General features: G+C 31.3%; 17 protein-coding genes. 9 read left to right on the top strand and 8 right to left on the bottom strand.

What is annotated here, in order from left to right:
* Positions 1–47 precede the first annotated feature (47 nt).
* Both uxuA and A5893_RS03370 read right to left on the bottom strand, forming a co-directional pair.
* The gene (uxuA, locus tag A5893_RS03375; protein ID WP_082911296.1) at positions 48–1,220 is read right to left on the bottom strand and encodes a mannonate dehydratase; all 1,173 of its coding nucleotides are present in this window, start codon (positions 1,218–1,220) and stop codon (positions 48–50) included.
* Between the two features lie 14 nt (positions 1,221–1,234).
* Positions 1,235–2,056, bottom strand: coding sequence for an SDR family oxidoreductase (locus A5893_RS03370; protein WP_068821121.1), 822 nt, complete (start codon positions 2,054–2,056; stop codon positions 1,235–1,237).
* A gap of 208 nt (positions 2,057–2,264) precedes the next feature.
* Here A5893_RS03370 and A5893_RS03365 point away from each other — a divergent pair, with 208 nt between their 5' ends.
* Both A5893_RS03365 and A5893_RS03360 read left to right on the top strand, forming a co-directional pair.
* Positions 2,265–2,936 carry a ferredoxin reductase domain-containing protein gene (locus tag A5893_RS03365; protein ID WP_068821120.1) on the top strand — a complete coding sequence of 224 codons (672 nt, stop codon included), beginning with the start codon at positions 2,265–2,267 and terminating at the stop codon, positions 2,934–2,936.
* Positions 2,937–3,077: 141 nt separating this feature from the next.
* Positions 3,078–5,528 carry a helix-turn-helix domain-containing protein gene (locus A5893_RS03360; RefSeq protein WP_068821119.1) on the top strand — a complete coding sequence of 817 codons (2,451 nt, stop codon included), beginning with the start codon at positions 3,078–3,080 and terminating at the stop codon, positions 5,526–5,528.
* An 8-nt stretch (positions 5,529–5,536) separates the two neighbouring features.
* Here A5893_RS03360 and A5893_RS03355 read toward each other — a convergent pair whose 3' ends face one another.
* Both A5893_RS03355 and A5893_RS03350 read right to left on the bottom strand, forming a co-directional pair.
* Entirely contained in the window at positions 5,537–6,118 is a 582-nt protein-coding gene (locus A5893_RS03355) for a pentapeptide repeat-containing protein (protein ID WP_068821118.1), read from the bottom strand.
* A 5-nt stretch (positions 6,119–6,123) separates the two neighbouring features.
* Complete coding sequence (locus tag A5893_RS03350; protein WP_068821117.1) at positions 6,124–8,076, bottom strand: KUP/HAK/KT family potassium transporter; 1,953 nt, start codon at positions 8,074–8,076, stop codon at positions 6,124–6,126.
* A gap of 183 nt (positions 8,077–8,259) precedes the next feature.
* On the opposite strand from A5893_RS03350, the gene A5893_RS03345 reads away from it, so the two are divergent.
* The 5 genes from A5893_RS03345 to A5893_RS03325 all read left to right on the top strand — a co-directional run bounded on the left by A5893_RS03345 (position 8,260) and on the right by A5893_RS03325 (position 13,729).
* Positions 8,260–8,823: a T9SS type A sorting domain-containing protein gene (locus tag A5893_RS03345; RefSeq protein ID WP_068821116.1), complete on the top strand. Its 564-nt coding sequence runs from the start codon at positions 8,260–8,262 to the stop codon at positions 8,821–8,823.
* Between the two features lie 81 nt (positions 8,824–8,904).
* Positions 8,905–9,516, top strand: a complete 612-nt coding sequence (locus A5893_RS03340; protein WP_068821115.1) for a fumarylacetoacetate hydrolase family protein — start codon at positions 8,905–8,907, stop codon at positions 9,514–9,516.
* 20 nt (positions 9,517–9,536) lie between these two features.
* On the top strand, positions 9,537–11,252 hold the full coding sequence (locus tag A5893_RS03335) for a M23 family metallopeptidase (RefSeq protein WP_068821114.1): 1,716 nt from the start codon (positions 9,537–9,539) through the stop codon (positions 11,250–11,252).
* Between the two features lie 3 nt (positions 11,253–11,255).
* Positions 11,256–11,717, top strand: coding sequence for a thioredoxin-dependent thiol peroxidase (gene bcp, locus A5893_RS03330; protein WP_068821113.1), 462 nt, complete (start codon positions 11,256–11,258; stop codon positions 11,715–11,717).
* A gap of 371 nt (positions 11,718–12,088) precedes the next feature.
* Positions 12,089–13,729, top strand: coding sequence for a PAS domain S-box protein (locus A5893_RS03325; protein WP_068821112.1), 1,641 nt, complete (start codon positions 12,089–12,091; stop codon positions 13,727–13,729).
* A gap of 95 nt (positions 13,730–13,824) precedes the next feature.
* Here the strand turns inward: A5893_RS03325 and A5893_RS18150 are convergent, their stop codons facing one another.
* Together A5893_RS18150 and A5893_RS03320 are read right to left on the bottom strand one after the other, a co-directional pair.
* Positions 13,825–13,947, bottom strand: coding sequence for a hypothetical protein (locus tag A5893_RS18150; RefSeq protein WP_262497025.1), 123 nt, complete (start codon positions 13,945–13,947; stop codon positions 13,825–13,827).
* A gap of 38 nt (positions 13,948–13,985) precedes the next feature.
* The gene (locus tag A5893_RS03320; protein ID WP_068821111.1) at positions 13,986–15,611 is read right to left on the bottom strand and encodes a S8 family peptidase; all 1,626 of its coding nucleotides are present in this window, start codon (positions 15,609–15,611) and stop codon (positions 13,986–13,988) included.
* A gap of 252 nt (positions 15,612–15,863) precedes the next feature.
* Between A5893_RS03320 and A5893_RS03315 the strand changes: the two genes are divergently transcribed.
* Both A5893_RS03315 and A5893_RS03310 read left to right on the top strand, forming a co-directional pair.
* Positions 15,864–16,274, top strand: a complete 411-nt coding sequence (locus A5893_RS03315; RefSeq protein WP_068821110.1) for a BrxA/BrxB family bacilliredoxin — start codon at positions 15,864–15,866, stop codon at positions 16,272–16,274.
* A 112-nt stretch (positions 16,275–16,386) separates the two neighbouring features.
* The gene (locus A5893_RS03310) at positions 16,387–17,841 is read left to right on the top strand and encodes a M48 family metalloprotease (RefSeq protein WP_068821109.1); all 1,455 of its coding nucleotides are present in this window, start codon (positions 16,387–16,389) and stop codon (positions 17,839–17,841) included.
* 47 nt (positions 17,842–17,888) lie between these two features.
* On the opposite strand, the gene A5893_RS03305 is transcribed toward A5893_RS03310, so the two are convergent.
* The gene (locus A5893_RS03305; protein WP_068821108.1) at positions 17,889–18,125 is read right to left on the bottom strand and encodes a cytochrome b5 domain-containing protein; all 237 of its coding nucleotides are present in this window, start codon (positions 18,123–18,125) and stop codon (positions 17,889–17,891) included.
* Entirely contained in the window at positions 18,109–18,804 is a 696-nt protein-coding gene (locus tag A5893_RS03300; protein WP_068821107.1) for a lycopene cyclase domain-containing protein, read from the bottom strand. The genes A5893_RS03305 and A5893_RS03300 overlap by 17 nt, the downstream gene beginning before the upstream one ends.
* Positions 18,805–18,809 lie beyond the last annotated feature (5 nt).

The raw sequence follows: 18,809 nt of genomic DNA, 5'->3' as shown, positions 1-18,809 counted from the left end.
ACCCGCTTATAAATAATTATAAGCGGGTTAAAAACTGAATTTATCCTTTAAATCATTCTTGAAATACCCATTTCTAAACCTCTTAATTCCGCTAATCCCCTAAGCCTTCCAATTCCTGAATATCCAGGGTTTGTCTTTTTATCTAAATCATCTAACATCTGATGCCCGTGATCAGGCCTCATAGGGATTTCAGTTTGACGGTTTTGCATCATCTTAACCACTTCTTTTACGACAGAGAACATATCAACATCTCCTTCAAGGTGATTGTCTTCATAAAAATCACCAAATTCGTTTCTTTTGGTACTTCTTAAATGTAAAAAGTTAATCCTATCGGCGAAAGCCTTAACCATTTCTGGTAAATTATTATCCGCCCTAACGCCAAAAGAACCTGTACAAAAACATAAACCGTTATGTGTAGATGGAACTTGAGTTGCCAAATATTTAATGTCATCGGCAGTACTCACCACTCTTGGCAAACCTAAAATAGGATAAGGAGGATCATCAGGGTGAATCACCATATTTACTTTATTTTCCTCTGCAGTTGGAATAACTTGCTTTAAAAAATCCACTAAATTTTCTCTCAATTGATTGGCATCGATAGTGGCATAAGGGTTTAAAGCCTCTTGAAATTTTTCTACGGTAAAACTTTCTTCGCTACCAGGTAATCCGGCAATGATATTTCTTTCCAAAAGTTTTTTATCATCGTCGCTCATTTTTTCAAAACGATCTTTAGCTCTTTCGATTTCTTCTTGAGAATAATCTTTTTCTGCACCTTTTCGTTTTAAAATATATAAATCAAAAGCGATGAAGGCAGCTTTTTCAAATTTTAAAGCTTTAGAACCATCTTCTACCTCAAAATTCAAATCAGTTCTTGTCCAATCTAAAACCGGCATAAAATTATAGGTAACCGTATAAATACCACACTCTGCCAGGTTTTTTAAGCTTTGCCTGTAATTTTCATAATGCTTTAAATAATCTCCAGATTTAGTTTTAATAGCTTCTGAAACAGGAACACTTTCTACCACGTTCCAAATTAATCCTGCTTGTTCTAATAACTTTTTGCGTTTATATATTTCTTCAACTGTCCAAACTTCGCCGTTAGCTATATGGTGCAAAGCGGTTACCACTCCTTTACATCCTGCTTGTAAAAGATCGCTCAATTTAACTGGATCATTTGGTCCGTACCAACGCATGGTAGGTATCATTTTGAAAGTACTCATTTTTGTATTTAATATTAAACTCCAGAAAAAGTAGAAAATCCACCATCTACATTAATAATGCTTCCAGTTACAAATTTAGAAGCATCGCTTAAAAGCCAAACTAAAGCACCTTCTAATTCATCGGCTGTGCCAAAACGTTTAAAAGGTGTTTGCTTAATCACCAGATTTCCTCTTTCTTTAAATGTTCCATCTGGATTGGTTAATAAATCGCGGTTTTGCTCTGTTAAGAAAAAACCTGGCGCAATGGCGTTCATCCTAATTTTATCGCCGTATCTATTGGCTAATTCTGTAGAAAACCATTTGGTATATCCATCAATAGCACTCTTTGCTAAACTATAACCTAAAACCTTTGTTATCGCTCTTTGTGATGCCATTGAAGAAATATTTACAATACTCCCACTCCCATTTTTAGCTATTTCTTGTCCAAAAACTTGTGTTGGTAATATGGTTCCAAATAGGTTTAAGTTCATCACCTTATTTAAACTATCCATGTCTAAATCAAATACAGATGCAGATGGATCAACCACAGCCCCTGGCATATTACCGCCAGCGCCATTTACTAAACCATCAATTTTTTTGTATTTAACTAAAATTTGTTCTTTAGCTTCTATTAAAGATTCTTCGTTTAAAACATCTGCAACTACTGCTAATGCATCGCCACCATTATCATTAATTTCTTTAGCTCTTTGGTTTGCAACGTCTGCATTTCTGCCCAAAATAGCAACTTTTGCACCTGCTAAAGCCAAAGCTTTAACAAATGAAGCACCTAAAACACCTGTGCCGCCAGTAACAACGATCACTTTACCAGTAAGGCTAAATATATTATCTGAACTCATTTTTATTAAATATTTAATTAAATAATTGGGATGGTTAAATTGAATAAAAATTAGAGACTAATCTAATATAAAGCATTTAAAATCTACGCAATCCTTTCCAAAATGGAAAAGGAAGGATTTTATACATTTAATAAATAGTAAGTATATAAAAAATCAACTTCATAAATACGGTAAGGTTTTTGCATTTTATTTACCAAATACAAATATTATGGCAAATTATAAATTATCAATTGAAGAAGTAACACCAATGGTTAACAAGGTCTTTAAAATTAAGACAAATAAACCATCTGGCTATAAATTTACACCCGGACAAGCAACAGATTTAACATTACAATATGAAAAATGGGCAGATGAAGAACGTCCTTTTACATTTACATCATTACCAAAAGATAATTATTTAGAGTTTATCATTAAAACATATCCAGAACACGAAGGTGTAACCAAGAGAATTGCTACGGTTGGTGTAGGTGATGAATTTGAGATTGGAGATGCTTGGGATGCAATTAATTATAATGGAGAAGGAATATTTATTGCAGAAGGAGCTGGAATAACATCATTTATTTCAATTTTTAGAGATCTTAATCAAAAAGGGGAATTAGGAAATAATCAATTGATATTTTCAAATAAATTTGAAGATGAAATTATTTGTTTCGAAGAATTAAAAAGTCTTTTGGGAGGGAATTTTATGAATGTGATCACGGAGCAAAAAGGTGGAGAATTACCACAAGGTAAGGTTGATGAGGAATATATTAAAAAACACATCAATAATTTTAATCAACCATTTTATATATGTGGAGCAAAAAATTTTACAAACAATGTTATTAACGAATTAAAAAAGTTAGGTGCTAAAACAGAAAATATAATTTTTGAATCATATTAAAGCATTGAAAATAGTTTTGGAACTTTAAAAAGAGTTGGATAATTTCCAACTCTTTTTTTATTTTGCATAAATCCTAAAAACTCAAAGCCAAAAAAATTTTCTAATTTTATGATTTAGCCAAATCTCTCTATTGTCCCATATATGGAAACCAATCCGCAACTTCAACTAGCTCATCAATTTGTACAAAATACCAATAGAAATATATTTTTAACTGGAAAAGCAGGAACTGGGAAGACCACTTTTCTTCATAATTTACGTTTAGATTGTCCAAAAAGAATTGTGGTAGTTGCGCCAACTGGTGTAGCTGCTATCAATGCTAAAGGAAGTACCATACATTCTTTTTTTCAAATGCCTTTTGGTCCTTATGTTTCATCTACAGTTGATGAAAATGTGGCAAAAAAGAATCCAATCCGTAAAATGAACCGAGAGAAGGTGAATCTGATTAAAGGATTAGATTTATTGGTTATCGATGAAATAAGTATGGTTAGGGCTGATACTTTAGATGGCATTGACGAAGTTTTGCGAAGATATAAAGACCGAAGCAAGCCATTTGGGGGCGTTCAGTTATTGATGATTGGCGATTTACATCAGCTATCTCCGGTTGTAAAAGATGATGATTGGGCTATTTTAAAAGACTATTATCCAAATCTTTACTTCTTTAATAGCAAGGCTTTAAAAGAGAGTAACCCAATTGGCATTGAATTAAAACACATTTATCGCCAATCTGATACTTATTTCATAGATATTTTAAATGCAGTAAGGGAAAACACCATCGATAAAGAGACATTAGAAAAACTAAACCAAAGATATATCCCAGATTTTAATCCTACCGAAGATGAAGGTTATATTACTTTAAGTTCTCATAATAATTCGGCAAATACCATTAACGAAAGGAAATTAAAGGAAATTACTGCCAAAGAATATATTTTTAAAGCTGAGGTAAATGGCGATTTTCCAGAATATTCATTTCCAAATTTGGAAGAACTCGTATTAAAAGTTGGTGCGCAAGTCATGTTTATTAAAAATGACAGCAATAGAGAAAAGCTTTTTTATAATGGGAAGATCGGCAAAATCACAAGGATAAAAGAAGAAATCATTTTTGTTAAATGTCCTGACGATTTTCAGGAAATTGCTGTTGGCAAAGCAGTTTGGGAAAACATGAAACCCGAGTTAAATACAGAAACAAAAGCAATTGACGAAGTCATCACGGGCTCCTTTATGCAGTATCCGTTAAAATTGGCTTGGGCAATTACCATACACAAAAGCCAAGGTTTAACTTTTGAAAAAGCAATTATAGATGCAAATGCAGCTTTTGCACATGGGCAAGTTTATGTGGCTTTAAGCCGATGCAAAAGTTTTGAAGGAATGGTTTTGAGTTCTCCAATATCATTTAGTAGCGTAAAAACAGATGGAACTGTTTCTAGCTATACTAAATCTGCTAAAGAAAATGAACCTAATGAACAGCATTTAACTGATTCTAAAATTGCCTATCAACAAAGTTTATTATTTGATTTATTTGATTTTAAGTCTATTAAATCTGCTTTATTTCATGTAAAAAAATTGGCGGAAGAAAACCACCATACTTTAACAAGTGGTTTTTTGGATAATATTAATAAAGGAAGAGAGCAGTCTGAAATAGATATTTATGCCGTTGCGGATAAATTTAAAAGGCAAATGAATACGCAGTTGCAAGAACAAAGTTTGCCTGAAGAAAATACAGAACTACAAGACCGGGTAAAAAAAGGATGCATCTATTTTGGTGATAAAATAATTGAATTAGAAAAGCAATTGGCCGAAGTTGATTTTGATGCGGATAATCAATCGGTAAAAAAACTGATTATTGAGGCTATTCAAAGTTTGAATAAAGAGATATTCATTAAAAAATCATCGTTAAATTTATGTAAAAACGGGTTTAAGGTTTTAAACTATTTAAAAAATAAAGCTAACGCAGAGATTGATTATTTGCAAAGCATCAAAGAACAAAAACAGCCTACCAAAGTAACTGTGCCAAGAGGCGTTTTACACCCAGACCTTTACCAAACCATTAAAAATTGGAGAGATGATTTAGCCATGGAAACGGGTTTACCTGTTTATCAAATTTTACCACAAAAAACCTTAATGGATTTAGTTAACCAAATTCCTTCAAATTTTGAAGAATTGGAAAGTATAAAAGGTATTGGAAAAATAAAGGTTAAACAATATGGAAATGAATTATTGACTATGATTAGCGAATTTTGTGAGAAAAAAGAACTTTCAAGAACTCCTTTTCAAAAGTTAATTGATGTTAAAAAAGATAAGATTGACACTAAAACCATCACTTATAATCTATTTAAGGAAGCCAAAAGTATCAAAGAAATTGCAGAAATAAGGTCTCTAACCATTGGTACTATAGAAGGACATTTGGGGCATTTTATCACTAGTGGTGAAGTAAAACCTAAAGATTTTATGGATGCCAACAAGGTTGATTCGATTACCAAATTTATTCAAGAAAACAATGCAAAGGGCACAAACGATATAAAAATGGCTTTACCACTTGAATTTACCTACAATGAAATAAGAGCGGTGATGAATTATTTGAAATTGCAAGATTAATCTTATCCCTAAACATTAATATCGTATTTCCCAAGCAATCCCGGTAAACCGTGTAAACTAAACTTTGCTTTTTTAATCCTGTTATTTTCTGGATTAATCTGATAATTAAATGCAGTGGAAAAATCTACCTTTTCTAAATTTGTTTGGTCAAATTTTGCATGGAGTAAATCACATTCTTCAAATTTAGATAAGCTTAAATCTGCATTAGAAAAATCAGTTTCATGAAGGGTGCAATTTTTAAAATGAGTTGACTTTATTTTTAATTGATAAAATGAAGATAAGTTGAGGTTGCAATTATCAAAATTCACTTCCAATAAAAAAGGATTGCAATGATCAAAGCGAAGTCCTAATAATTTGCAATCCTTAAATTTCACTTTCCTAAATCCTGTTTGTGCAATATTTGCAAGTGTAAAGTTACAACCTACAAATTTGCAATCTGTAAATACAACTTCAAATAAATCGGCTTTGCCAAAATTGCAATCTTTAAATTCGCAAAATTCATATTCCCCTTTATCCAAAGGTTTTTCGCAAAAATCGATTTTATCAAATTTTAAGTCTTCGAAATAACTTTTTAAAGAACCATTTGCCATTTAAATTACATTGGTTTTGGATTGTCTATTCTATTCAATTCAAATTTCTCGCTTTGCGTAACCATCAAAGGCACTTTCTCCAAAGTCACAAAGCTCAAATCTAATCCAAAACCTTTCTCTTCAGATAAACTCAAATGTTTTAATAAGAAATAATAATCTAAGGTTAACTTCTCCCAAAAAGATAACATACTAGATCTGGAAACTACTTTTTCTAACACTACAAACCTAAAATCGCCAACTACATTATGCTTATGTAAGGATTCATAACGGCTTATAATATCAACTTCATTATTCGCAACTAAATCTTCTACCACTTTTCTAAATAGTACACTAATTTTTTGTTCTATCCTGAAGCCTAATTTAAAATCAATTCTAATCAGCTTTCCATCTATCAAATGGTCTACTTTATAATCGCAACGATAAGGTTCATCCACTACATCAACGTGAACCAACCAATAAACATCTGCTCTTTTTGGCTTCTTTTGTAAAATAGAATAAACAATTTTAGATTCAATTTCTGAAGCAAAATTGGCACTTGTTAAATAAACCAATTGTGATGCATATTTCGGAACAGATTCATCTAAACTTAGCTCTTTAATGATGTCGTAATATTGTTCTATATCAACAAATTTTAAATACCTGTTTTTAATTTTACGAGCATTGTACCATGCCCACATCACAGTAAATAAAATAAATCCAATTAATATCGTAAACCAACCCCCATGTAAAATTTTAAGAATATTACCAGAAAAGAAAATCAGTTCTATTACGCCATATACAACTAAAAATATTACGACTAAATAAGTAGGATATTTTTTCTTTTTTAAGAAAACAGCGACTAAAATCGTCGTCATTAACATGGCTATCGTAATGGATAGACCGTAAGCAGCTTCCATGTTTTCTGAACGCTCAAAGTGATAAACTACCACTAAACAACCTGCCCAAAGTAGCCAATTCATACTTGGAACATATAATTGACCTTTCTCTTCTGATGGATAGTTAATTCTAACTTTAGGCCAAATATTTAATCTTACTGCCTCAGCAATTAACGTAAAAGAACCAGAAATTAATGCTTGGGAAGCAATTACCGCCGCAGCTGTAGCTATTGAAATCCCAAAAATTAAAAACCAATCTGGCATCATTCTATAAAAGGGATTACGGGCATCCAATAATTCGTTTTGTATTTGCCACAAATAAACACCCTGACCAAAATAATTTAACAATAAACAGGTCTTTACATAAATCCAGCTTATCCTAATGTTTTGTTTGCCACAATGTCCTAAATCAGAATATAAAGCTTCTGCACCAGTTGTACAAAGAAATACAGCTCCTAAAATTGCTAAGGCGCCAGGTTTATTTACCAATAAATCAAAAGCGTAATAAGGATTTATAGCTTTTAAAATCAATGGATATTTAACAATATAGCTTATGCCCAAAACACCCATCATGGTGAACCAAATAAACATGATTGGGCCAAATGCTTTACCAACTAATGAAGTTCCAAACTGCTGGATAATAAATAGAACTGTAATAATTGCAATTACAATTGGGATAGTTTGTAAACCAGGATTAAAAATCTCTAAACCTTCAATAGCTGCAGATATGGTAATTGGGGGCGTAATAATTCCGTCAGCTAAAAGTGCGCAACCACCAATAATTGCCGGAATAACAAGCCATTTTGCTTTTCTTTTTACCAACGAATAAAGAGAAAATATACCTCCTTCTCCCTTGTTATCAGCATTTAAGGTAATTAAAACATATTTGATGGTTGTTTGGAGTGTAAGTGTCCAAAAAACACAGCTTAATCCCCCCAAAATAAGGTCTTGGGTTATTAAATTTTCTCCAATTATGGCTTTAAATACATATAATGGAGATGTTCCAATGTCACCGTAAATTATCCCTAAACTAATTAAAATACCAGCTGCAGATAATTTGTTTAAATTATTGTGTTTAGACACTTTTTAAAATTTGAGTTCACAAAAGTAAATCAATTAATAAAATACACAACCAATTAATCAATATTTCGTATATCATAAAAGTGGATTAATAATTGTGTTAAATTTTGTTAAACTGAAAAATATAAATTCAGATTAATAAAAATTTTGAATTTTTTATTATACTTTTGAATCATAAACATTTTAATGAAAAATAAATACTTTAAAACAGCGTTGGCAACCCTATTTATCTTAGCAAATTCTGCTATGATAATGCCATCTCTTGCTAAAAGTATTTTTCCATTGGCTGATACTATTATCAACAATACTTTAAAAATTAAGGATAATAGACCAAACCGTCCTGTTTTTAAAAATAACATCCCGGCAGATTTTGATAGTTTTATGTTTAGGATGACTTCTTTAAAAATTGGAGCTAAAAATAATGCAACTCAAAGCTTACCCAAATCTGATAATAAAGCATTATCAACCGTAGGATTAGAATTAACTAAGCCAATTGATAATGTAAAAGTTTATCCAAATCCTGTTTCTGATCAACTTAATTTATCCTACAGCTTAAAAAAACAAAGCTTAGTTACCATTAAAATAATGGATATTTTAGGAAATGAAGTGGCTGTTTTAATGTCCCAAAAAATGGATGCAGGAAATCAAAACAATAAATTTATTATTGAATCTAAATTGAACACAGGTTTTTATTTCGTTAGGATAGTTGCAGGTTCAGATTCAATTATCAAAAGAATTTCAGTATTATAATCATACATTATAAAAATATTACTGCCCTGATGAAAAAAATCATCGGGGCTTTTTTATTTTAGCCCAACAAATATTAAGAAAATGAAAGTTATAGCCGTAGGCAGAAATTATAGTGAACATGCTAAAGAATTAGGTAACCAAATTCCAGATAAACCAGTTCTATTCTTAAAACCCGATACAGCAGTTTTAAAAAACAATAAACCATTTTATCATCCTTCATTTTCTGAGGATGTACATTTTGAAGTAGAAGTTTTATTGAAAATTAGTAAAGAAGGAAAATCCATTGCAGAAAAGTTTGCCCATAAATATTATGATGAAATTGGTTTAGGAATTGATTTTACCGCTCGGGATTTGCAATCTGCTCAGAAAGCCAAGGGCTTGCCATGGGAAATTGCTAAAGCTTTTGATAATTCTGCTGTGGTGAGTGAATTTGTACCTATAGCTGATTTTGAAGATATCAATAATTTAGATTTTAATCTTTTTGTAAATAATGACTTGAGGCAAAAAGGAAATACTTCTGAAATGCTTAATAGTTTTGATAAATTGATTTCTTATGCCTCCCAGTTCTTTACCTTAAAAAAAGGTGATATAATTTTTACGGGGACACCCGCTGGCGTTGGTAAAGTAAATATCGGCGATAAGCTAAAAGGAAATTTAGGCAAACACGAGCTGCTAAATTTTGAAATCAAATAAATAGTTTACAAAAGTTTACCATGAATCTTCTAAAAAAAACACTCTTCTTATTTTCCATTTTATTAATCCATAAAAATTTAATAGCTCAAATAAATTCTGTTCCTGCTATTTCTAAAGATTATTTTATAAATCCTTTAGATATTAAACTTTATTTAGCAGGGAGTTTTGGTGAAATTAGGCCCAATCATTTTCATTCTGGTATTGATATTAAAACTAACCAAAGAGAGGGATACCCAGTTTACGCCGTTGCTGATGGATATATTTCTAGAACAAGGGTGCAAATTGGTGGTTTTGGAAATGCACTTTATATCAATCATCCAAACGGATTGACGAGTGTTTACGGACACTTAAAGAAGTTTAATCCACTGATTGCCCAAGTGGTAAAAAACAATCAATATAGAGAGCATTCTTTTACTCAGGATTTAATGCTTACGCCGATAGAAATCCCTGTGAGAAAAGGCGACGTAATAGCTTGGTCTGGAAATACTGGTGGTTCTGCTGGTCCACATTTACATTTCGAACTTCGCAATACCAAAACAGAAGAAACAATTAATCCGCTTTCTTTGGGGATCGAAATTCCAGATCATATAGCACCTCACATTAGCAGTCTTTATCTCTACCAAACTGAGGATAAACCATTTGATGATTTAACGCCTAAGCAAGCATTCACTATTTATGGAGGAAATGGAAATTATAATCTAGGTAAAAATGCAACCATTTCTGTAAACGGGCAGATTGGTTTAGGCATATCTACTTATGATCAGTTTGATGGTGCATCAAATAAAAACGGGCTTTTTTCTATCACCATTAAGTTAGATGATAGCATTATTTATCAGACAGCAATCAGCAAATTTTCATTTGATAATACAAGAGCCGTTAATGCATATATTGATTATGCTTACAAATTGAAATCGGGAATTACAGTTCAAAAAGGTTTTGCATCTCAAAATCCAAAAGTTAAATTTTATAATACACTGGTAGATGATGGATTTATAAAATTAATTGATAATGAATTGCATACAGTAGATTATATTCTAAAGGATATTGCTGGAAACATCACAACTTTATCTTTCAAATTGAAGAATAATCCAAGTTTGGCTCTTAAAAATTCATCTAAACAAAACGGAATAAAAATGTTTTGTGCCGAGGATAATACTTTTAAAAATGATGAGCTAAGATTGAGTTTCCCAAAAGGAATTCTTTATAACGATTTAAACTTTTTATTCAGCGAAAGCGCAAAAACGAGTTATTCAGTTTCTAAAATCTATAAAATCCATAATAAATATACACCTGTTCATGATGTTTATGAATTGTCTATCAAACCAGATAGCGCTCTTAAAAACCTAGATAAATTAGTAATTTTTAATACTGTTTATGGTTATCAAGGTGGAGAATTTAAAGACGGTTATGTTACTGCAAACCCAAAAGTTTTAGGTGATTTTTATCTTCGTTATGATAGTATTGCACCTACGATTACACCTGTAAATGTTAGAGAGGGTGTAAATCTCTCTACGCAAAATCAAATTGTTGTGAGAATTGGAGATAACCTATCTGGTATTAAAAGTTTTAATGGTTATATTGATGGTGAATGGGTTTTAATGGAATATGATTTTAAAACAGGAAGATTATGGCATGATTTGGATAAAAACCTAAAGTCTGGTAAACATACTTTTAGTTTGCTTGTTAGCGATAATAAAGACAATAAAAATTTATATTCAATTAGTTTCATTAGATAAGATATGACTGAATTAAGCAAGGGAGATTTAGCTCCACAATTTTCAGCTAAGAACCAAAACGGAGAAAGTGTTTCTTTAAGCGATTTTAAAGGCAAAAAAGTAGTTCTATATTTTTATCCTAAAGATAATACGCCAGGTTGTAATGCCGAGGCTTGTAACTTTAGGGATAATTATCAGTTTTTGATAGGTAAAGGATTTGAAATGGTTGGCGTTAGCACTGACGACGAAAAATCTCATAAAAAATTTGAAACCAAATTTGAATTGCCTTTTACTTTAATTGCTGATACCGAAAAGGAGATTGTAGAAAAATACGGCGTTTGGGTAGAGAAAAACATGTATGGTAAAAAATATATGGGAACCGCCCGTAAAACTTTTATCATTAATGAGGAGGGTAAGATTGAGGCAATTATTGAGAAGGTTGACACTCAAAATTCTTCTCAACAAGTGTTGGATGCTTTAAATTAAAAGTTGCCTAAATTTTGATAATCTGAGCTTTGAGACTTCTATAATTTTTTAAATTTCTGATTTGTAGTAATATAAATCAGACTGATAATTTATTATTATTGGTTAATAAATAGATTAATTTCATAGCATTAGAATTTTCAAACCATTGTTCTTTGCTACAACTTAATTATGTTACTTAAACTCTCTCCTAATTATAGATTATAATTTTTTACTTTCAAAACATTTTTTTGACTACATTAGATAAGTCTTGATAACCATTTATGCTTTGCTTTTAATTTTTTAGTGCTTCCAATATTGATTATGTGAGTTATGATTTAAGACCATAACATCTATTAAAATAGATTATTTATAAAACTCTAATTTTTAAAAAGATGAATAGCTCGGCCAATCCTGTTACCTATAGCAGCACCACATTAACTGTTAAATTAAAATCTATATCCATAATAGGTTCTATATCTATTTTAATCGGCACTTATGTACTCATTTGTTGGGTGCTTAAAACTCCTGTTTTACATACAGAGGTACTAAATTTTGTTTCCATGAAATTTAATACCGCTATATTATTTATCTTATTAGGATTTTCCTTACTACTCACACAATTTCAAATAAAAAATGGTCGCTTAATATCTGTTTTTTTATATTCATTTATTTTTTTGATTTCTCTCACATCCTTAACTCAAACAATATTTCAGTTTAATGCAGGTATAGATCAGTTATTTGTTTATGATAACATAACTCCTAATGAACATTTATCATATCCTGGTCGCATGTCTCCAGTAACATCCATATGTTTTCTTTTATTTTGCTTATCATTTGCAGGATTTACTTTTAAATCAAACTTTATCCATATCATTTCTCAATTTTTATTAAATGTAATTACAGCTACATCCTCCATTACATTAATTGGATATTTATTTGGTCTGTCATCGCTCTATAATACCAATTATATCGGCTCATTAGCTACAAATAGTGCTTTTTTATTCCTTTTTACATCACTTGCAGCATCATGGATAAAGCCCACAATCGGTATAAATAAATTGTTTTTTGGTAAAAAAGTTGGGAATATCATGGCAACTAGGCTACTAAATAATGTTGTTTACATCATCCTATTTTTTGGGATATTATATCGGATTGGAAAGTATCTTGAATTTTATTCTTTTTATGGTGGAGTTAGCATGTTAATTATTTGTTTTATCAGCGCTGGATTTGTGATGGTTTGGCAAATGGCAAAATGGATGAATAGTCTAGACAAAGGACGAAGAGATGCTGAAAAAGAAGTGATTTTTATGAATGAAAAGCTTGAACTTAAGGTAAAGCAACGGTCAGAAAAATTAAGTTCTCTATTAGCAAAATATCGGGAGACTGAAGCGAAATTCAAAGGTGCTTTTGAGCATTCTGCAATAGGTATTGCTTTAGTAACCTTAAAAGGAAAATGGTTTCAAGTGAACAGAAGCCTTTGTGATATGATGGGTTATAAAGAGCATGAATTACTTACAATGTCATTTGAAAATATTTATGGAGATAACAGAATGACTTATTCTGAGTTAGAAGTTAATCCCCTGAAAATACCCAGTAAAACTGGAATAATTGAAAGGCGTTACAAGTGCAAAGATAATTCGATTGTATGGATATCTGTAAACACTGCAGCAGTAACCAATAAAAAGGGAAGTGCTATTTATTTCGTGAGTCAATTTGAAGATATCACAAAGAGAAAAAAAGCAGAAATGAGCCTTAAAAAGGCATATAAAGAAATAGAAAATCATGTTAAATTGATACAAAGTGTTGCGTGGAAGCAATCACATCTTATGCGTCGTCCTTTGGCAAATTTAATTGGTCTTACCGATATCTTAAAAGAAGATCACTCTGGAAGTGAAGTTCTGCAACATATTGAGAAAGAGTTAAAACAATTAGACAAAATTATTATTGAAATGGCCGAGGACTCTTTAGGTAAAGGAATTAAAAAAATTGTAGCTAAAAAACGTTTTTTCAAAAAGGAGTTAACTGGTCTATAGTTTGGTTTAACATCTAGATAGCCTTTAACTTTAAATTATAAATTGCTATTAAATAGACATAAAAAAAAATGTTAAACCTAATTAACATTTTTTTATTACTTATCTTTTGGTACACAGTTCGGTACCGTTTTACCCTCTTTCTTTTTTGTACCCACTTGGTGGTAATCTTTCCAACAAGGGTCTTCTTTCTTTTTTTCTTTAGTTTTTGTTTTGCTCATGACTTATGATTTTAAATTCATAAACCATATTTATGCCATTATTTTATTGCTGAAGTAGCGTTTGACATTCCTTCCGCCAGTTTTAAAGCATTATAAGTATTTACAATGCCGCCAGATATACATAAATCTGTGAATGGTACAGTTTTTTCTTTTTTACCAACCATTAAATCTACATTGTGATTAATTTTTACAACAGATTCCATAATGACATTTTTTACTTGTATTGCAGTTAATTTTGGATAGTAACTTCTAATTAAAGCTGCCAAACCTGCAACCACAGGCGATGCCATACTTGTACCATCTTCTTCTGTGTAAGTAGAATTAGGAGTGGTAGAATTAATTCGAACACCTGGAGCAAATACATCTACGGTAGTTTTTCCATAATTAGAAAACGTAGCTTTTAAAGAGTTGTCATCAACCGGACCTGATGCGCCAACCTCAATCCAACTAGGGGCCGCAGTACCTGATTGATCAGCATATAATCTATTTGGGAAATTCTTGCTATTATCTAAATCTAAATTCATATTGTCATTTCCTGCCGCATGTATTAATAGAACATCTTTAGAAATGGCATATTTAACAGCATCATCAACAACATCTTTATTTGGAGAATATCCTTTACCAAAACTCATATTAATGACTTTTGCTCCATTATCAACAGCGTATCTAATCGCGTTAGCAACATCTTTATCTCTCTCATCTCCATTAGGTACCGCCCTAACAGGTAAAATAATAGCATGATTTGATACGCCTTTAATCCCAAAATTGTTAGTTCTTATTGCACCTATAATACCTGCCACGTGAGAACCATGTAAAGCATCTGGCCCCTTAGCATCATTATTTCCATATATTTTTTGGGTAGGATTATTTTCATCGTCCCCAACAATATTTCTTGGATTATAATCCATGTTATAATTATACTCTGCTTGTTCTTTAAAATGATCAAAGGCACCATCAATTTGTTCCTTTTTAAAGGTGATAAAATCAGCTTCTTCTTTCATCACGTTTACCATCACTTTTTTTATTTGTGCTTCGCCAGGTTCGGTTGCATTAAAAGATTCAAAATCAGCTAATGTAGGGTTCTCTTTCCCAATTTTTTTAACCACACTTTCCAAAACGGTTTTAAAACCATAAATACCGTTAAGGTTATTCTTGGCTTCAGTTAATTTTTGGGTTAGCTCTGCTTTCATATCTTTATATTTAAGATATTCTGCTTCTTCATCTTTAGAAAGAGCATCAACACTTTTATTACCAAATTTGGCATCTAATCTTCTAATCTCTCTTACTAATTCTAAGGTTTCAAATTCCACATCACCATTTGGTCCACCTAAAAAATTCCATCCATTGATATCATCTACATAACCATTTTTATCTTCGTCTTTACCGTCTAGTTTTTCTTTTGGATTTTTATAAATTACGCTTTTCAAATCTTCGTGAGAAATATCTACACCGCCATCAATAACGGCAACAATAACATCAACACCTTTTTTATTCTTTAAAAGTTCTTGATAAGCTTTTTCTGTACTAATACCGAAAGTGGTATCACTACTTAGGTCTAAATTTTGCCAATTAATTTTGTAGGTGAGATTTTGAGCATTAACAAAAAACGGGCTGGTAAGAAAAGCAAGGGCTATTAAAAATATTTTACTTCTATTTATTAACATGTTATTTCGGGATATATTAAAATTATATTTAAGTGCAATTTTGCAAAAATAAAACGAGTCATCATATTTAATATTTTATAAAATAGAAATCTATCAAAATGTTTACAATATTAAATAACGAGTTGTCAATATGCTATAAAATTTAGATTTCTGAAAATATTTATGACATCTGTTTGATAACTTCAATTGCCTAACCATTGTTTAAAGTTTACTTTTGTAGTAGAATAAAATGTAAATTATAAAGATAAAGATATGTATCCAGAATATTTAGTTGCCCCAATGCGTAGTGATTTAACTAACGCTGGTTTTGAAGATTTAAAGAATGCTGATGATGTAATAAAAGCAATTGAAAGTGAAGGAACTACATTTGTGGTAGTAAATTCTGTTTGTGGTTGTGCTGCAGCAAACGCTCGTCCAGCCGCAAAGATTGCAGCTTTAAATGGCAAAAAACCAACAAAATTAGTTACTGTTTTTGCGGGTATGGAAAAAGATGCTGTTGATGCTGCAAGAAATCAAATGTTGCCTTACCCTCCGTCTTCTCCTTCAATGGCTTTATTTAAAGATGGTAAATTGGTACACATTATTGAGCGTCACCAAATTGAAGGTCGCCCTGCACAAATGATAGCTGATAATTTAATTGGTGCTTTTGAAGAATATTGCTAAGATTAAATTTTAAAATATCTAAAACCGATTTGTAACACAAGTCGGTTTTTTTATGTTCTAAATTTAATGAGGCATCAAGTTTGTTTAACGCAAATGATAAAAAACCCAAAATATGAAACATATCTTACTTACATTAAGCATATTCTTTACCATTGCTTTATTTAATAGTTGCGCAGTTAACCCAGTAACAGGTAAAAAACAACTTGCATTTACCTCAGAGGCACAAGAAATTGAAATGGGAAAAGAAGCCGACCCACAGATAATTGCACAATACGGCTTATATGAAAACCCAGAACTTCAAAAATTTATAAATGCTAAGGGAAGAGAAATGGCTATTATCTCTCATCGTCCAAATCTGACTTATAATTTTAGGATTGTGGATTCTGAAGTGGTTAATGCCTTTGCAGTACCTGGTGGTTATGTTTATTTTACTCGAGGTATTATGGCACATTTTAACAACGAAGCAGAATTTGCAGGCGTTTTAGGTCATGAGATAGGCCATGTAACAGCCAGACATTCTGTAACCCAACAAGCTAAATCTACTTTAAGTCAAATTGGATTATTAGCAGGAATGGTATTATCTCCAACAATAGCTCAATATGGTCAAGAAGCATCTCAAGGTTTAGGTTTGTTATTTTTAAAATTTGGTAGAGATGCAGAAAGACAGGCTGATGAATTAGGCGTTGAGTATTCTAGCAAAATTAAATATGATGCCCACCAAATGGCAGATTTCTTTGGCACCTTAGAAAGAATTTCGGCTGATAGTGGTAATGATTTACCTGATTTTTTATCTACCCACCCAAACCCAGGGGAAAGGATGATAACAGTGGATAAATTAGCTACACAATGGCAAAAAAAAGAAGGACTTCAAAATCCTATTATCGCTAGAAATAGCTATCTAAAAATGATAGATGGTTTAATTTATGGCGAAGATCCAAGACAAGGTTTTGTAGAAAATAATAATTTTTACCACCCAGAACTAAAGTTTCAATTTGCAATACCTGCAGGTTGGAAAACTCAAAATAGCCCACAATCTTTCCAAATGGCACAACCTGATGGGAAAGCAATTATGACCTTAAGTTTAGCCTCAGGCAAATCTTTACAAGAGGCAGCAAGTAGCACCATTCAAAAATATGGATTAACCGTAGTACAAAACGATCAACAAACCATCAATGGATTATCCATGATTAGAGTTGTTGCAGACCAACCCGCAAATCAACAGCAGCAATCCCCAGCTTTAAGAACATTATCTTATTTTATCGCTTATGGAACTAATATTTATCATATTATAGGTGTTACAGATTTGAATAGTTTCAGTAGTTATGAAAACCAGTTTAGAAATACAATGTCTGGTTTTAAAGTGTTAACGGATCAGCAAAAAATTAACAAAAAACCAAATAGGATTAAAATCATTACCGCAACAGGCAATACCACTTTAACTCAAATATTAAATATTAGAAAGGTTAATGATACCAAAGAAAGAAATGAAATTGCAATTTTAAACGGTATGAGTTTAAATGATGCAGTAACAAATGGGATGATGATAAAAGTGATAGATAAATTTTAGTACTCTCTTAATTGTTCGATAGGTAATTTGAATTGATTTAGCATAAGTTAAATCAATTTTCCAATCTTTTCAAACTTCTCGAAAACTTTCTCGGTATGGGGAGCATGTCTTAATTCATCAGTTAAATCCTGACCTGCCCAATGCTCATAATGTTTGCCATCTCGCCATAGTCGGCTTTCAGTTACATCGTAAATAAAACCTAAATATGCTACCCATATTTGAGGCTTATCTTGTCCGTTTCGCAGAGCGAGTTGAGATTTAGAATATTCAGGAAGCTGTTGCATTTATCTTTTTATTCCTAAAATATTCGAAGAAAATAAGATTTAATAATATTAAAGACATGGAGTAGAAATGATCTTCAAAAGGTATAGTCCCAATCCTAAAACCCATGTTTTCATTATTGTTATAAATCACTACGGGAATAGCCGTTAAAACACCGTTAACAATATAAAAAGGGATTAGAGAAACCAAATATGCCAAATAAAATTTACCCATATCTAACTTAATTTTTTTAAACTGGGTAAATAATAATATAATGGCTAATGTACTAAAGTTGATCATACTATAAAGTCTATCGTGGTAAACAAAAGCCAAAACCAGACAAGCTAAAATCAACAGATAAGAAATAGAATTGCTAATTTTTTCTGGAATATTAATAGAAAAATAACAAACTAAACACTCGTAAATAAATATACAGGCAAACGGAACGGTAAAAAAGAAAATAATTTCCTCTATTGGAAGATCGAAAAATTTAATTCCTAAAATATATTCAGGATTAAAAGACCAAACTTGGTTGATGGTGAACAGATAATCCCAAAGAAGGTAAAGTAAACCAGATAAAATTAATCCCGGTAATATGAATTTCCACTTTTTAAAAAAACTTACTTTTTTATCAAAAGATAAAACAATAGGAAAAAAAACGGTTAAAACATTAATCAATAAATAAGTATAATGTTTATCCATCTAAT

The organism is Pedobacter psychrophilus (assembly GCF_001652725.1).
Classification (GTDB): domain Bacteria; phylum Bacteroidota; class Bacteroidia; order Sphingobacteriales; family Sphingobacteriaceae; genus Pseudopedobacter; species Pseudopedobacter psychrophilus.
Note: the sequence above shows the minus strand (reverse complement) of the source record. Positions and strands in the feature narration are given on the sequence as shown.

What these genes read in the sequence shown, in the direction of transcription:
- uxuA (WP_082911296.1), bottom strand. Translation starts at nt 1,220, where the DNA reads ATGAGTACTTTCAAAATGATACCTACCATGCGTTGGTACGGACCAAAT.
- A5893_RS03370 (WP_068821121.1), bottom strand. Translation starts at nt 2,056, where the DNA reads ATGAGTTCAGATAATATATTTAGCCTTACTGGTAAAGTGATCGTTGTT.
- A5893_RS03365 (WP_068821120.1), top strand. Translation starts at nt 2,265, where the DNA reads ATGGCAAATTATAAATTATCAATTGAAGAAGTAACACCAATGGTTAAC.
- A5893_RS03360 (WP_068821119.1), top strand. Translation starts at nt 3,078, where the DNA reads ATGGAAACCAATCCGCAACTTCAACTAGCTCATCAATTTGTACAAAAT.
- A5893_RS03355 (WP_068821118.1), bottom strand. Translation starts at nt 6,118, where the DNA reads ATGGCAAATGGTTCTTTAAAAAGTTATTTCGAAGACTTAAAATTTGAT.
- A5893_RS03345 (WP_068821116.1), top strand. Translation starts at nt 8,260, where the DNA reads ATGAAAAATAAATACTTTAAAACAGCGTTGGCAACCCTATTTATCTTA.
- A5893_RS03340 (WP_068821115.1), top strand. Translation starts at nt 8,905, where the DNA reads ATGAAAGTTATAGCCGTAGGCAGAAATTATAGTGAACATGCTAAAGAA.
- A5893_RS03335 (WP_068821114.1), top strand. Translation starts at nt 9,537, where the DNA reads ATGAATCTTCTAAAAAAAACACTCTTCTTATTTTCCATTTTATTAATC.
- bcp (WP_068821113.1), top strand. Translation starts at nt 11,256, where the DNA reads ATGACTGAATTAAGCAAGGGAGATTTAGCTCCACAATTTTCAGCTAAG.
- A5893_RS03325 (WP_068821112.1), top strand. Translation starts at nt 12,089, where the DNA reads ATGAATAGCTCGGCCAATCCTGTTACCTATAGCAGCACCACATTAACT.
- A5893_RS18150 (WP_262497025.1), bottom strand. Translation starts at nt 13,947, where the DNA reads ATGAGCAAAACAAAAACTAAAGAAAAAAAGAAAGAAGACCCTTGTTGG.
- A5893_RS03320 (WP_068821111.1), bottom strand. Translation starts at nt 15,611, where the DNA reads ATGTTAATAAATAGAAGTAAAATATTTTTAATAGCCCTTGCTTTTCTT.
- A5893_RS03315 (WP_068821110.1), top strand. Translation starts at nt 15,864, where the DNA reads ATGTATCCAGAATATTTAGTTGCCCCAATGCGTAGTGATTTAACTAAC.
- A5893_RS03310 (WP_068821109.1), top strand. Translation starts at nt 16,387, where the DNA reads ATGAAACATATCTTACTTACATTAAGCATATTCTTTACCATTGCTTTA.
- A5893_RS03305 (WP_068821108.1), bottom strand. Translation starts at nt 18,125, where the DNA reads ATGCAACAGCTTCCTGAATATTCTAAATCTCAACTCGCTCTGCGAAAC.
- A5893_RS03300 (WP_068821107.1), bottom strand. Translation starts at nt 18,804, where the DNA reads ATGGATAAACATTATACTTATTTATTGATTAATGTTTTAACCGTTTTT.